Raw genomic sequence first — 13,318 nt, 5'->3', positions numbered from 1 at the left:
CGACCGTCTTTGGAGCTTTGTACCTACTTCCGGTTCCACACGGCGGCAAAGAATCCGTCGGTCGCGTGCCGGTGGGGCCAAAGCCGAAGGAAGCGCTTGCCGGCCTCGCCGCCCGAGCACAGGCTTTCGGCGCCGTCGACCTTGAGGCCGTGCAGCAGTTCGGCCGCATCCATCGGCGCGAAATCCGGGTTCGCGGCGCCGAAGGCCTCGGCGATCGCCTCGTTCTCCTCGGGCAGCATGCTGCAGGTCGCGTAGACGAGTCGCCCCCCCGACTTCACGAGTCGCGCCGCGCTCTGCAGGATGGCGGTCTGCTTCGCCGTGAGCTCCTGGACCGATTGCGCGGACTGGCGCCATTTGAGGTCGGGATTGCGCCGCAGGGTGCCGAGCCCCGAACACGGCGCATCGACCAGCACGCGGTCGATCTTGCCTGCGAGCCGCTTGATGCGATCGTCGCGCTCGTGGGCAATGGCGGCCGGATGCACGTTCGAGAGCTTGCTGCGCGCCAGACGCGGCTTGAGCGCATCCAGCCGGTGCGCCGAGGTGTCGAAGGCGTAGAGCCGGCCGGTGTTCCGCATCGTCGCGCCGATCGCCAGCGTCTTGCCGCCGGCGCCGGCGCAGAAATCCACCACCATCTCGCCACGCTTCGCTTCGAGCAGCAGCGCGAGCAGTTGCGATCCCTCGTCCTGGACCTCCACCGCGCCACGGGCGAAGGCATCGAGCTTCGTGAGCGCCGGCTTGCCTTCGATCCGGAGGCCCCAGGGCGAAAACGGGGTCGCTGTCGACTTGATGCCGGCCAGGCCCAGCTCCTTCTGCACGTCGGCCCGCTTGTCCGTCAGCATGTTGACCCGGAGGTCCAGCGCTGCCGGCTGCTGCAGGCTGTCCGCCAGCGGCCAGAACTCGTCGCCCAACTGGGCCTTGAGGGGTTCCGCGAGCCACTCCGGAAGGTTGTGCCGGTGGCGGTCGAGCAGTTCGTCGGGCTTCACCGAATCGCAGCTGTCCAGCCAGCGCCGCTCCGTTTCGTTCAGGGCGCTCTTGAGGAAATCCCTCTGGCCGTGAAAGCCGAGGATCGCCATCCGGCGCTCCTTGGGGCCGGTTCCCGAGCGCGCCAGGTGCTCGAACAAGAGCTTCTTGCGCAGCACGGTGTACACCGTCTCGGCGAGCGTGGCGCGCTCGCGCGGACCGAGTTCGCGGTGTTCGCGGAAGAAGCGGGAGACGACCTGATCGGCCGGATGATCGAATTTCAGGACGAGGCCGACCAGGTCGGCCGTGGCCTCGAGCAGGGCTTTGGGATGCATGCCCCGATTGTCTCAGCCACCACCGGCCTCAACCTGCGGCGCGTGTCCAGACCGGCGTGAAAGCATGCCGCTCGATCTCGGCGAGCGTCGGCGAATGTCCCGCCCACAGGACCAGGGCGGCGCCCGGCAGCGAGAGGGTCTGCTCCAGTTCCCGGCACAGGCTCCAGCGCTCGTCGTCCGTGAGCCCCGGCAGTTCGAGGAACACGATGTAGGCACGCCGCCACGGAAATTCCCGAAGGATCTTGCGCACCACCCAGGCCCGCGCGACCGCACCGCCGCACACGAGGTCCGCACGCAATTCGCCGAGCTCGAATTCGCTCAGGTCGTGTCGCGCGATCTGGGTGAAGAGCGGGGTCGCCGTCATCTCTTCCCAGGCGCGCTGTTCGGCGGCTTCAGCCGTCTTCGCCCGTTCGCGCCAGAGCTTGAGGGCCCGCTCATCGTGCCCTCCCGCATCGGGATCCTCCAGGATCGACACCGCGGTCTTGGCCGCCCACCACTGGCTGGCGTTGCTGGTTTCGTGCAGGCGCTCGAGCATCGCGAGGCGGGGCGCGCGGTCGCGGGCGGGCAGCACCTGCGCCAATCCGCGCAGGGCACCGGCATGGTTCGGCGTGATCTCCAGCGCACGGTCATACAACGCGCGAACGTCGGCGTCGGCATCGAGGCGGCGGGCGCAATCGGCCCATTCGACCATTTCCTCGGCGTTGTTGCGGCCGGCGCTGCCGGCGAGCGCCGCCACGCGCTCGCGCACGCGCATCAGATAGGCGTGGTGCTGCTTCCAGTCGTTTGCATGACCGCTGCACCACTCGGCGTCGAAATGCGCGATCCACTTCGGCGCGTCGGCCAGGAGCGCAAGCGCCGATTTGGACGACCAGGAAGGCGCGGTGGGCTTCTCATCCAGCGCTTCGAGCCGGTCGCGCAGCACGGGATGGGTGTCGTCGACGTCGCTGATGCTGCGCAGCGCGCCGCGCAAGGCGGCCCGGGCGAATTCCTCCTCGATCGGCGCACTGAATTTCGGCGCCATGGACGAGAACGGCCCCACGGGCAGCGGCGCATCGATCGCAAGCGCCCAATGGCCGGGCCAGAACCGGTCCGCGTACCAGGCGCTCTTGATCGAAATCTCCTTGAGTGCCGCAGCCACCACGCGCGTCCCGAGGAGCCGGGCGGCGACGCGGTCGGCCTCGTACTCGTCCTGGCGCGCCAGGGCGAAAGTCTTGGCGGCAAAGCGCGGGAAGTACCAGCGGAAGAAGGCCTGCGACGCGAACGCCATCAGGCCCTCGTTGCGCTGGAAGTTGGCATCCAGCTTGAGCCACGACAGGCGCGTACGGTAGATCCACGCGCTCAACCTCCCGTGATTGCCGCGCAGGTGGCCGTACTCGTGCGCCAGCACCGACACCAGGCGGCGGCGGTCCAGCGCCATCAGGAGCGGAAGCCCCACGTTCAGGTAGTTGATCGCGCCACCGAAGAGCCCGTAGCGCGGCAGCTGGCGGATGCTGGCGTTGAAATCGCTGTCGAGGTACACGCGATGCACCGGCGGCCCGTCGATGCGCTCGCGGATGCGGTCGAGCGTCTCGAAGAGACCGGGCGCGTCCTCGCGCCGCAGCTCCACGCCTTCGGGCTCCTCCAGCCGGACCCACAGCGCGCGCAAGGTGGCCCACAGCAAGCCGAGCGCGAAAAGCAGCAGCCATCCGCGCGTGAAGTTGAAGCGCCCGGCCTGCCCCAGGCCGCCGATCACCCAGGCGATGATGCCGACGGCCAGCGCGAGGCAGGCGAAGACCCACAGGTATCCCAGGGCGGCGAAGAAGGCGACGCCCCGCCGGTAGCCGAGGCTGTCGTCGGCACTGGCATGCTCGCTCAGTCGCACCAGATGTACAAAATCCGCCCGATTCATCCTGACCTCTCAGCCCTTCGAAGGAAATGACCCGCTTGTCAGACCACAGCCTCCCCCCATTGATCGAAACCCCACCCGGCCGCTACCGCCACTACAAGGGCGGCGAATACGAAGTGCTCGGCACAGTACGCCACAGCGAGACGCTGGAGCCGATGACGCTGTACCGCGCCCTCTACGGCGAGCGTGGACTCTGGGTTCGCCCGGCCGCCATGTTCGGCGAGACCGTGGATGTGAAGGGGGCGCCCCAGCAGCGCTTCGTCAAGATCGATTGACCCTCCATCCGACTCCCTCGGCACGCGAAGGGGGATTGTGTCAGTTTGTTTCCACGCGCTGGAGCCAGTCGGCCACCGCCCTAGGGTAAACCCTGTGTTCCTGAGCCAACACTCGTGCGGCCAGCGTTTGCGGTGTGTCTCCTTGCAGGACCGGCACCGCGGCCTGGGCCAGGATCGGGCCGTGGTCGAGTTCGACCGTCACTTCATGCACGGTCACGCCGGCGATCCGGCACCCCGCTTCGATCGCGCGCCGGTGGGTGTCCAGCCCCGGGAAGGCGGGCAACAGCGACGGGTGGATGTTGAGCAGCCTTCCGGCGTAGTGCGTGACGAAGCCCGGCGTGAGGATCCGCATGAATCCCGCAAGCACCACCAAGGTCGGCGCATGAGCATCGATCTCCCGGGCCAGCGCGGCGTCGAATTCCTCGCGGCTCGCGAAGTCCCTGTGCGAGACCACGGCGGTCGCGATGCCGTGCTCGCGGGCGATCGCCAGCCCGCCCGCGTCCGGCTTGTTGCTGATGACCGCGGCCACCCGCGCATCGAGGCGCGCCGCCCAACGCTCGCTTTCGGCTGCCTTGACGATCGCCGCCATGTTGGAGCCGCCGCCGGAAATCAGGATCACAATGTTCTTCATGGGACGCGGGATTATCTGTGTTCGCCCGGGCCGCCCCGGCTTGTCGCGGCGCGGACACCCCAAACCCGCACGACCGTGCTAAAACCGCCGCTTCCGGAGACATGCCGCCTTTCGCGGCGTTCGATCAACACAGAGAGGCACGCATGGATTTGAGCTTCACGCCCGAAGAACAGAAGTTCCGCGAAGAGATTCGCGCCTGGGTCAAAGAGAACCTCCCCGCCGACATTTCGCACAAGGTGCACAACGCCCTGGAGCTCACGCGCGACGATCTGCAGCTGTGGGCCAAGATCCTCGGCAAGAAGGGCTGGCTCGGCTACGCCTGGCCCAAGGAATTCGGCGGCCCCGGCTGGACCGCGGTCGAGAAACACCTCTTCGAAGAAGAAGCCGCGCTCGCCGGCGCGCCGCGCATCATCCCCTTCGGCCCGGTGATGGTCGCTCCGGTGATCATGGCCTACGGCAATGCGGAGCAGCAGAAGCGCTTCCTTCCCGGCATCGCGAGCGGCGAAGTCTGGTGGAGCCAGGGCTACAGCGAGCCGGGCTCGGGCTCCGACCTCGCGTCGGTCAAGACCAAGGCCGAGCGCAAGGGAGACAAGTACATCGTCAACGGGCAGAAGACCTGGACCACGCTCGGCCAGTACGGCGAGTGGATCTTCTGCCTGGTCCGCACCAGCAACGAAGGCAAGCCGCAGACCGGCATCAGCTTCCTGCTCGTGGACATGAAGTCGCCCGGCGTCACGGTGCGGCCGATCAAGCTGCTCGACGGCAGCTACGAGCTCAACGAGGTGTGGTTCGACAACGTCGAAGTGCCGGTCGAGAACCTCATCGGCGAAGAGAACAAGGGCTGGACCTATGCCAAGCACCTGCTCTCGCACGAGCGCACCAACATCGCCGACGTGAACCGCGCCAAGCGCGAACTGGAGCGCCTCAAGCGCATCGCGAAGAGCGAAGGCGTCTGGGAAGACCACCGGTTCCGCGACGAGATCGCCAAGCTCGAGGTCGACATCGTCGCACTGGAGATGCTGGTGCTGCGCGTCCTCTCGGCCGCGACCTCGGGCAAGAACTCGCTCGACATCGCCGGCCTGCTCAAGATCAAGGGCAGCGAGATCCAGCAGCGCTATTCCGAACTGATGATGCTCGCGGGCGGCCCCTACGCGCTGCCGCTCGTGCGCGAAGCGATGGAGGCCGGCTGGCAGGGCGACTTCCCCGGCGGCCATCCGCAGCTCGCACCGCTTTCGTCGACGTACTTCAACCTGCGCAAGACCACCATCTACGGCGGCAGCAACGAAGTGCAGCGAAATATCGTCGCTCAGACTGTTCTCGGCTAGAGCCGAGAACAGTCTGCGCTATGCGCTCATGTTTGGCTCCCCCACACCCCCTCCGGGAGGGGGCTCCAGCTAGGCTTACGCAAGGATTTGGATATGGACTTCAATTTTTCTGACGACCAGCAACAGCTTCGCGACGCGGTCGCCAAGTGGGTCGAAAAGGGCTATGGCTTCGAGCGCCGCCGCGCCATCGAGGCCGCGGGCGGCTTCTCGCGTGAAGCCTGGGACGAACTGGCCGAACTCGGCCTGGGCGGCCTCTACATTCCCGAGGACGAAGGCGGCCTGGGCATGGGTCCGGTCGAAGCCATGGTCGTAATGGAGGAGCTGGGCCGCGGCCTCGTGCTGGAGCCGCTCGCGCAATCCTTCATCGCTGGCGCCGTGCTGGCCGGCCACGCCGACGAAGACACCAAGGACAGCTGGCTGCCGCGCATCGCGGGCGGTCAGGCGCTGGTGGCGCTCGCCTACCAGGAGCGCAAGGCGCGCTACCGGCTCGACGTCTGCGAGGCCCGGGCCACGAAGGCCGGCAAGGGCTGGACGGTGACCGGCGCCAAGAGCCTGGTGCCGGCCGGCGACGAGGCCGATGCCTTCATCGTGCCGGCGCAGCAGGACGGCAAGATCGCCCTCTTCCTCATCGAGCGGGCGGCCGACGGCGTCGCCGCGCGCGGCTACGGCACGCAGGACGGCAGCCGCGCCGCCGAGGTCGTCTTCGAGAAGGCGGCCGCCATGCTCATCGCGCAGGACGGCCTGCCGGCCCTCGAACACGCGGTGGACATCGGCATCGCCTCCGTCTGCGCCGAAGCGGTGGGCGTGATGGACAAGACGCTCGCGATCACCGTCGAATACATGAACACCCGCAAGCAGTTCGGCGTGGCGATCGCCACCTTCCAGGCGCTGCGCCATCGCGTGGCCGACATGAAGATGCAGCTCGAACTGGCCCGTTCGATGAGCTACTACGCCACGCTCAAGCTCAATGCCCCTGCGGCCGAACGCCGGCAGGCGCTGGCGCGCGCCAAGTACCAGCTCGGCGTTTCGATGCGCTTCGTCAGCCAGCAAGCGGTGCAACTGCACGGCGGCATCGGCGTGACCGACGAATACATCGTGAGCCACTATTTCAAGAAGCTCACGCAGCTCGAAATGACCTTTGGCGACAGCCTGCACCACCTGGGCGAGGTGTCGGCACGCATGCACGACACCGCGGGCGTCTTCGCCTGAGCTCGAACCGCTGCCCGCGACGACAGCACGCGACGCCCGCCGGCCCCAAGCTGGCGGGCGTTTTTCTTTGGAAACCCCCTCTCGCCATGCACACTCGCCGTCAACTGCTTCTTCTCGGTTTCTCGACGACCATGCTCGCCGCCTGTACGACCCTGCCTTCCTCCAACGAACGTCCGCCGATCGTGTTCGTGCACGGCAACGGCGAATCGGCGGCGCTCTGGCAGACGACGATCTGGCGCTTCGAATCCAACGGCTGGCCGCGCGACCGGCTGTTCGCGCTCGACCAGCCCTTTCCGCTGGCGCGCGACGACGACACCGTGGTGCAGGCCGGGCGGAGTTCCACCGCCGATTCGATGGCCTTCCTGAAGTCGGAAGTCGAGCGCGTGCTGAGGACGACCGGTGCCACGCGGGTGGTGCTGATCGGCAATTCGCGCGGCGGCAACGCGATCCGCAACTACGTCCAGAACGGCGGCGGCGACCGGGTCGTGAGCCATGTAGTGCTCGGCGGCAATCCGGCGCATGGCATCTGGGCGATCAAGGGGCGGCAGGAGCGCAGCGAGTTCTCCGCCCTGAGCCCCTTTCTCCAGCAGCTCAATGCACCGAAGAACGGCGACGGCGACGAAGTCACGCCCGGCGTGAAGTGGTTGACGCTGCGCTCCGACAGGAACGACAAGTACGCCCAGCCCGACGGCATCTGGATCGGCATCCAGGGAACGCCGACCAACGTCGGCTTCGATGGCCCGGCGCTCAAGGGTGCAACCAACGTGGTGCTGCCGCGCGTGGACCATCGGGAAACCTCGTTTTCGCCCGCCGCTTTCGCCGCCACCTGGCGCTTCCTGACCGGCGAAGCGCCGCGCGCGCTCGAGGTCGAGCCTGAAGCGCAGATCACCCTGTCCGGCCGGGTCACCGGTCTCGGCCTCGATCCGCAGAAGCCGGACAGCGGCGCCTTCAGCAACAACCTGCCCTTGGTCGGCGCCCGCCTCGAAGTGTTCGCCATCGATGCCGTCACCGGCGCTCGAAACGGCGCTGCAGCGTGGCAGCAGACCATCGCGCAGGACGGCCGCTGGGGTCCGTTTGCCGCGCAGCCCGATACGCGCTACGAGTTCGTGCTGAGCGCGCCGGGCTATGCCACGACGCACATCTACCGCAGCCCGTTCCCGCGCTCCAGCAGCATCGTCCATCTGCGGCCGGAACGCATCGCCGAGGCCGACCGGGACGCCAAGGCGCTGGTGACCTTCACCCGGCCGCGCGGCTACTTCGACGCCGAACGCGACAGCCTGCGCTTCGACGGCCAAGCCCTGCCGCCGGGCGTGCCGCCCAGCGGCTCGGGCGTTTCGAGTTCGAAGATCAAGCTCGCGAACGACGCGCCCCGCACCATCGCGGCCGAATTCAACGGCGAGCGGCTGGTCGGCCGGACCTGGCCGGCCTCGGGCGGCGATGTCAGCGTGCTCGAACTGACGTACTGAGCACGGCTAGCCGTGCAGCCGGGAGCTCTGGGGCAGATGCGCCATCAGGAACTCCATCTGGTCCGCCAGGATGCGGCGGTTGCGCAGGATGAAGTCCTCCCACAGGCTCGGCACGTAGGGCGTGTACAAGAGCGGCATGCCGGCCTGTTCCGGGGTGCGGCTGCTCTTGCGATGGTTGCAGGGCCGGCATGCGGTCACGACGTTCATCCAGCTGTCGATGCCGTTCTGCGCAAAGGGGATGATGTGCTCGCGCGTCAGGTCTTCCTCGTGGAAGTGGCCGCCGCAATAGGCGCAGACATTCCGGTCGCGGGCAAACAGCTTGGCGTTGGTCAGCCCCGGCCGCTGCGTGAAGGGATTGATGCGCGGCACGCCCTTGGTGCCGATGATGCTGTTGACGGCGATTTGCGACTGCTGGCCCGTGATCGCGTTGTGGCCGCCCCTGAACACCGCCACCTGAGCGCCCACCTCCCAGCGAACCTCGTCGGAGGCATAGTGGATCACCGCCTGCTCGAGCGAAATCCACGATTGGGGCAGCCCTTGGGCCGACAGCTTCAAGACCTTCACCACACGCTCCTCATTCGAAGGAAACACGACAAAGACCAAGACATGGCACCCGCCGGAACGGCTTGCGCATGACGCAGTGCGTCACAATATACCGGCTTTGTGACAAAACGCGCTGATGTGCCCATTCTGCGGGCTCAAAGTGCTATCAAAAAGATAACGACCGATGCAGATTTTCCGGGGTTTTCGGCATCCTGGGGTGGCTCCGGCCTGCGCCCTGACGATTGGCAACTTCGACGGTGTCCATCGCGGCCACCAGGCCATGCTCGGGCTGCTCAACACCGAGGCGCGGCAGCGCGGCCTGCCGAGCTGCGTCCTGACTTTCGAGCCGCATCCGCGCGACTACTTCGCCGCGATCGCCAAGCGGCCCGAACTGGCGCCGGCCCGCATCGGTACCCTGCGCGACAAGCTCAGCGAACTGGCGGCCAGCGGCGTCGGGCAGACCATCGTCCTGCCCTTCGATGCCCGGCTCGCCTCGCAGGCGCCCGAAGACTTCATCCGCCATGTGCTCATCGAAGGGCTGGGCGCCAGGTACGTCCTGGTCGGCGACGATTTCCGCTTCGGCGCCAAGCGCGCCGGGGACTACGCGATGCTCGATCGCGCCGGCGAACAGAACGGCTTCGACGTGGCGCGGATGAACAGCTACGAGGTGCACGGCCTGCGGGTGTCGAGTTCGGCGGTGCGGGAGGCGCTTTCCGAAGGCCGGATGGCCGATGTGCAGGCGCTGCTCGGCCGGCCCTACGCGATCTCGGGCCATGTGGTCCACGGTCGCAAACTGGGCCGCGCGCTGGGCGCTTCGGCGCCGGGGCGCAATGACGGCTTTCGCACGCTCAACCTGCGCTTCAAGCACTGGAAGCCCGCTGCCAGCGGCATCTTCGCGGTGCTCGTGCATGGCCTGACCGAGCAGCCGCTGCCGGGCGTCGCCAACCTCGGCGTGCGGCCTTCGCTGGACGCCAACGACGTCAACGCGGGCCGCGTATTGCTCGAGACCCATTGCCTCGACTGGCCGGCCCATCTCGGCGCGGAGGGGGCCTACGGTAAAATCGTCCGCGTGGAACTGCTGCACAAATTGCACGACGAATTGCGCTACACCAGCCTCGAGGCCCTCACGGCGGGCATCGCGAAGGATGGTCGCGACGCGCGTGCATTCTTTGCCTCCACCCACGCCGAGACCCGTCGCCAGACCACGCGCGACCGAATTTAAAGCGGAACCTCGCTTTCCGCCGCGTCCGGCCGCGCCTTGTCCCGCGAAGGCCGAACGCTCCCTCGATCCTCTCGATCCGATCCCTTCGCGCTGCACGGCAGCGCAGATTTTGGAACTTCCATGGCTCTCGACAACAAGACCGACGGCGGCACCGATTACCGGGCCACGCTGAACCTGCCCGACACCCCCTTCCCGATGCGCGGCGACCTGCCCAAGCGCGAGCCGGGCTGGGTCAAGGAATGGAACGACGAGGGCATCTACCAGCGCCTGCGCGACGCCCGCCACGGCGCCCCCAAGTTCATCCTGCACGACGGCCCGCCCTATGCCAACGGGCAGATCCACATGGGCCACGCGGTCAACAAGATCCTGAAGGACATGATCACCAAGGCGCGCCAGCTCGAAGGCTACGATGCGCTCTACGTGCCCGGCTGGGACTGCCACGGACTGCCGATCGAAAACGCGATCGAAAAGAAATACGGCCGCAACCTGAGCCGCGACGAGATGCAGGCCAAGAGCCGCGCCTACGCCACCGAGCAGATCGCGCAGCAGATGGCCGACTTCCAGCGCCTGGGCGTGCTCGGCGAATGGGACCATCCCTACAAGACGATGGACTTCGCCAACGAGGCGGGTGAGATCCGCGCCTTCAAGCGCGTGATCGAACGCGGCTTCGTCTATCGCGGGCTGAAGCCGGTGTACTGGTGCTTCGACTGCGGCTCGTCGCTCGCCGAGTTCGAGATCGAATACGCCGACAAGAAGTCGCAGACGCTCGACGTCGCCTTCAGGGCGCACGACCCTGCCCGGCTCGCCGCGGCCTTCGGCCTGCCGGCGCTGCACAAGGATGCCTTCGCCGTCATCTGGACCACCACCGCGTGGACGATCCCGGCCAACCAGGCGATCAACCTCAATCCCGAGCTCGAGTATTCGCTGGTCGACACCGAGCGCGGCCTGCTCGTGCTCGCCGCCTCGCTGGTCGAGATGTGCATGACGCGCTACGCCCTCGACGGCAAGGTGCTCGCCAGCGTCAAGGGCGAGCGGCTCGGCGGCCTCGAATTCGAGCATCCGCTCTACGACGTGGATGCGGGCTATCGCCGTCTGTCGCCGGTCTACCTGGCCGACTATGCGACCGCGGACGACGGCACCGGCCTCGTCCACTCCTCGCCGGCCTACGGCGTGGACGACTTCAACTCCTGCATCGCGCACGGCGTCAAGTACGACGACATCCTCAATCCGGTGCAGGGCAACGGCTCCTATGCAGCCGACTTCCCGCTCTTCGGCGGCCAGAACATCTGGAAGGCGGTCCCGGTCATCATCCACGCGCTGCGCGATGCCGGCCGCCTGATGACGACCGAGCAGATCAGCCACAGCTACCCGCACTGCTGGCGCCACAAGACGCCGGTGATCTACCGCGCCGCCGCGCAGTGGTTCATCCGCATGGACGAGGGCGAAGGCGTGTTCACCAGGGACAAGGCGCCGAAGACCCTGCGCCAGACCGCGCTCGAGGCGATCGAAGAGACCCGCTTCTACCCCGAGAACGGCCGGGCGCGCCTGCACGACATGATCGCCAACCGGCCCGACTGGTGCATCAGCCGCCAGCGCAGCTGGGGCGTGCCGATCCCGTTCTTCCTGCACAGGGATTCCGGCGAGCTGCATCCGCGCACGATGGAGATCCTCGACCAGGCCGCCGAGATCGTCGAGAAGGGCGGCATCGAGGCCTGGAGCCGCGTGACGGCCGAGGAGATCCTCGGCGCCGCGGATGCGCCGCACTACAGCAAGAGCACCGACATCCTCGAGGTCTGGTTCGACTCGGGCTCGACCTTCTCGCACGTGCTGCGCGGCACGCACCCGAACGTGCACCACGAGACCGGCCCCGAGGCCGATCTCTACCTCGAAGGCCATGACCAGCATCGCGGCTGGTTCCATTCGTCGCTGCTGCTGGCCTGCGCGCTCGAAGGGCGCGCGCCGTATCGCGGCCTGCTGACGCACGGCTTCACGGTCGACAGCCAGGGCCGCAAGATGAGCAAGTCGCTCGGCAACGGCATCGACCCGCAGGAGGTCAACAAGAAGCTCGGCGCCGAGATCACGCGCCTCTGGGTGGCCGCGAGCGACTACTCGGGCGACATCGCGGGCGACGACAAGATCCTCGCGCGCGTGGTCGATGCCTACCGCCGCATCCGCAACACGCTGCGCTTCCTGCTCGCGAACACCAGCGACTTCGACATCGAGAAAGACGCGGTGCCGCTTCGCGAGCTGCTCGAGATCGACCGCTATGCGCTCAGCCGCGCCGCGCAGTTCCAGGCCGAGGTGCTCGCGCACTACAAGGTCTACGAGTTCCACCCCGTGGTGGCCAAGCTGCAGGTGTACTGCTCCGAAGACCTCGGCGCCTTCTACCTCGACGTGCTGAAGGACCGGCTCTACACCACCGCGCCAGGCTCTCGCGCGCGCCGCAGCGCACAGACCGCGCTGTGGCACATCACGCAGGCGATGCTGCGCTGGATGGCGCCGTTCCTGAGCTTCACCGCCGAGGAAGCCTGGAAGTTCTGCGGCGACGGCCGGTCGATCTTCGTTCAGACCTACTGCGACCTCGGCACGCCGGACGAGGCGCTGCTGGCCAAGTGGAACCGCATCCGCGAGATCCGCGATGCGGTCAACAAGGAGATCGAGACGGTGCGCACCGAAGGCCGGGTCGGTTCCTCGCTGCAGGCCAACGTGACGATCACGGCGCCCACCGACGACCATGCGCTGCTGGCCTCGCTGGGCGACGACCTGAAGTTCGTCTTCATCACCTCGGCGGTCGCGCTGGCTGCCGGCGATACGCTCGCGGCCGCGGTGTCGGCCAGCAGCGCCACCAAGTGCGAGCGCTGCTGGCACTGGCGCGACGACGTCGGCCACGACCCGGCGCACCGCGGCATCTGCGGACGTTGCACCAGCAATCTCTACGGCGCGGGCGAAGCAAGGAACATCGCCTGATGGCCCGCCGCTCCTCCGGCTCCAGGGGCCTCGGCATCTGGCCCTGGCTCGGCCTTGCGCTGGTGATCGTCACCATCGACCAGTACACCAAGACGCTGATCCTCGGCTACTACAAGTACGGCGACGCGACCTACGTCACCAGCTTCTTCAATGTGGTCCGGGCGCACAACACCGGCGCGGCGTTCTCGTTCCTGGCCGATGCGGACGGCTGGCAGCGCTGGTTCTTCATGGCGATCGGCGTCGCCGCGGCGGTCTTCATCATCTGGATGCTGAAGTCGCACGCGGGCCAGAAGCTTTTCTCGTTCTCGATGGCCGCCATCCTCGGCGGCGCCATCGGCAACGTGATCGACCGCATCATGCACGGCTACGTGGTCGACTTCCTCGACTTCCACCTCGCGGGCCGGCACTTCCCGGCCTTCAACGTGGCAGACAGCGCCATCACGATCGGCGCGATCTGCCTCGTCATCGACGAACTCCGGCGCGTCCGCAAAGCGAAATAG

At 67.3% G+C, this 13,318-nt stretch carries 11 protein-coding genes; 7 read left to right on the top strand and 4 right to left on the bottom strand.

The annotated features are described in order from the left end of the window. Positions 1-23: 23 nt before the first annotated feature. Both VAR608DRAFT_RS18630 and VAR608DRAFT_RS18625 read right to left on the bottom strand, forming a co-directional pair. Positions 24-1,295 (bottom strand): RsmB/NOP family class I SAM-dependent RNA methyltransferase, encoded by a 1,272-nt coding sequence (locus VAR608DRAFT_RS18630; RefSeq protein ID WP_088955400.1) that lies wholly within the window; start codon positions 1,293-1,295, stop codon positions 24-26. Between the two features lie 28 nt (positions 1,296-1,323). Beyond that, on the bottom strand, positions 1,324-3,183 hold the full coding sequence (locus tag VAR608DRAFT_RS18625) for a M48 family metalloprotease (RefSeq protein WP_088955399.1): 1,860 nt from the start codon (positions 3,181-3,183) through the stop codon (positions 1,324-1,326). A gap of 35 nt (positions 3,184-3,218) precedes the next feature. Here VAR608DRAFT_RS18625 and VAR608DRAFT_RS18620 point away from each other — a divergent pair, with 35 nt between their 5' ends. After that, positions 3,219-3,455 (top strand): DUF1653 domain-containing protein, encoded by a 237-nt coding sequence (locus VAR608DRAFT_RS18620; protein ID WP_443082876.1) that lies wholly within the window; start codon positions 3,219-3,221, stop codon positions 3,453-3,455. Positions 3,456-3,495: 40 nt separating this feature from the next. Here the strand turns inward: VAR608DRAFT_RS18620 and purN are convergent, their stop codons facing one another. Further along, positions 3,496-4,086 (bottom strand): phosphoribosylglycinamide formyltransferase, encoded by a 591-nt coding sequence (purN, locus tag VAR608DRAFT_RS18615; protein ID WP_088955397.1) that lies wholly within the window; start codon positions 4,084-4,086, stop codon positions 3,496-3,498. Between the two features lie 143 nt (positions 4,087-4,229). On the opposite strand from purN, the gene VAR608DRAFT_RS18610 reads away from it, so the two are divergent. The 3 genes from VAR608DRAFT_RS18610 (at position 4,230) to VAR608DRAFT_RS18600 (ending at position 8,086) form a co-directional block, all read left to right on the top strand. Further along, positions 4,230-5,411, top strand: a complete 1,182-nt coding sequence (locus VAR608DRAFT_RS18610; RefSeq protein WP_088955396.1) for an acyl-CoA dehydrogenase family protein — start codon at positions 4,230-4,232, stop codon at positions 5,409-5,411. A 93-nt stretch (positions 5,412-5,504) separates the two neighbouring features. Then, positions 5,505-6,620 carry an acyl-CoA dehydrogenase family protein gene (locus VAR608DRAFT_RS18605; RefSeq protein ID WP_088955395.1) on the top strand — a complete coding sequence of 372 codons (1,116 nt, stop codon included), beginning with the start codon at positions 5,505-5,507 and terminating at the stop codon, positions 6,618-6,620. 86 nt (positions 6,621-6,706) lie between these two features. Next, positions 6,707-8,086, top strand: coding sequence for an alpha/beta fold hydrolase (locus tag VAR608DRAFT_RS18600; protein ID WP_088955394.1), 1,380 nt, complete (start codon positions 6,707-6,709; stop codon positions 8,084-8,086). Between the two features lie 6 nt (positions 8,087-8,092). Here the strand turns inward: VAR608DRAFT_RS18600 and VAR608DRAFT_RS18595 are convergent, their stop codons facing one another. Further along, positions 8,093-8,650 (bottom strand): HNH endonuclease, encoded by a 558-nt coding sequence (locus tag VAR608DRAFT_RS18595; protein WP_088958858.1) that lies wholly within the window; start codon positions 8,648-8,650, stop codon positions 8,093-8,095. 163 nt (positions 8,651-8,813) lie between these two features. Here VAR608DRAFT_RS18595 and VAR608DRAFT_RS18590 point away from each other — a divergent pair, with 163 nt between their 5' ends. The 3 genes from VAR608DRAFT_RS18590 (at position 8,814) to lspA (ending at position 13,318) form a co-directional block, all read left to right on the top strand. Beyond that, the gene (locus VAR608DRAFT_RS18590; RefSeq protein WP_088955393.1) at positions 8,814-9,851 is read left to right on the top strand and encodes a bifunctional riboflavin kinase/FAD synthetase; all 1,038 of its coding nucleotides are present in this window, start codon (positions 8,814-8,816) and stop codon (positions 9,849-9,851) included. A gap of 120 nt (positions 9,852-9,971) precedes the next feature. Next, entirely contained in the window at positions 9,972-12,818 is a 2,847-nt protein-coding gene (gene ileS / locus VAR608DRAFT_RS18585; protein WP_088955392.1) for an isoleucine--tRNA ligase, read from the top strand. After that, on the top strand, positions 12,818-13,318 hold the full coding sequence (gene lspA / locus VAR608DRAFT_RS18580) for a signal peptidase II (protein WP_088955391.1): 501 nt from the start codon (positions 12,818-12,820) through the stop codon (positions 13,316-13,318). The genes ileS and lspA overlap by 1 nt, the downstream gene beginning before the upstream one ends.

The sequence above is a fragment of the Variovorax sp. HW608 genome (assembly GCF_900090195.1).
Lineage (GTDB): Bacteria > Pseudomonadota > Gammaproteobacteria > Burkholderiales > Burkholderiaceae_C > Variovorax.
Note: the sequence above shows the minus strand (reverse complement) of the source record. Positions and strands in the feature narration are given on the sequence as shown.

What these genes read in the sequence shown, in the direction of transcription:
- ileS (WP_088955392.1), top strand. Translation starts at nt 9,972, where the DNA reads ATGGCTCTCGACAACAAGACCGACGGCGGCACCGATTACCGGGCCACG.
- VAR608DRAFT_RS18625 (WP_088955399.1), bottom strand. Translation starts at nt 3,183, where the DNA reads ATGAATCGGGCGGATTTTGTACATCTGGTGCGACTGAGCGAGCATGCC.
- VAR608DRAFT_RS18600 (WP_088955394.1), top strand. Translation starts at nt 6,707, where the DNA reads ATGCACACTCGCCGTCAACTGCTTCTTCTCGGTTTCTCGACGACCATG.
- VAR608DRAFT_RS18630 (WP_088955400.1), bottom strand. Translation starts at nt 1,295, where the DNA reads ATGCATCCCAAAGCCCTGCTCGAGGCCACGGCCGACCTGGTCGGCCTC.
- VAR608DRAFT_RS18590 (WP_088955393.1), top strand. Translation starts at nt 8,814, where the DNA reads ATGCAGATTTTCCGGGGTTTTCGGCATCCTGGGGTGGCTCCGGCCTGC.
- VAR608DRAFT_RS18610 (WP_088955396.1), top strand. Translation starts at nt 4,230, where the DNA reads ATGGATTTGAGCTTCACGCCCGAAGAACAGAAGTTCCGCGAAGAGATT.
- lspA (WP_088955391.1), top strand. Translation starts at nt 12,818, where the DNA reads ATGGCCCGCCGCTCCTCCGGCTCCAGGGGCCTCGGCATCTGGCCCTGG.
- purN (WP_088955397.1), bottom strand. Translation starts at nt 4,086, where the DNA reads ATGAAGAACATTGTGATCCTGATTTCCGGCGGCGGCTCCAACATGGCG.
- VAR608DRAFT_RS18605 (WP_088955395.1), top strand. Translation starts at nt 5,505, where the DNA reads ATGGACTTCAATTTTTCTGACGACCAGCAACAGCTTCGCGACGCGGTC.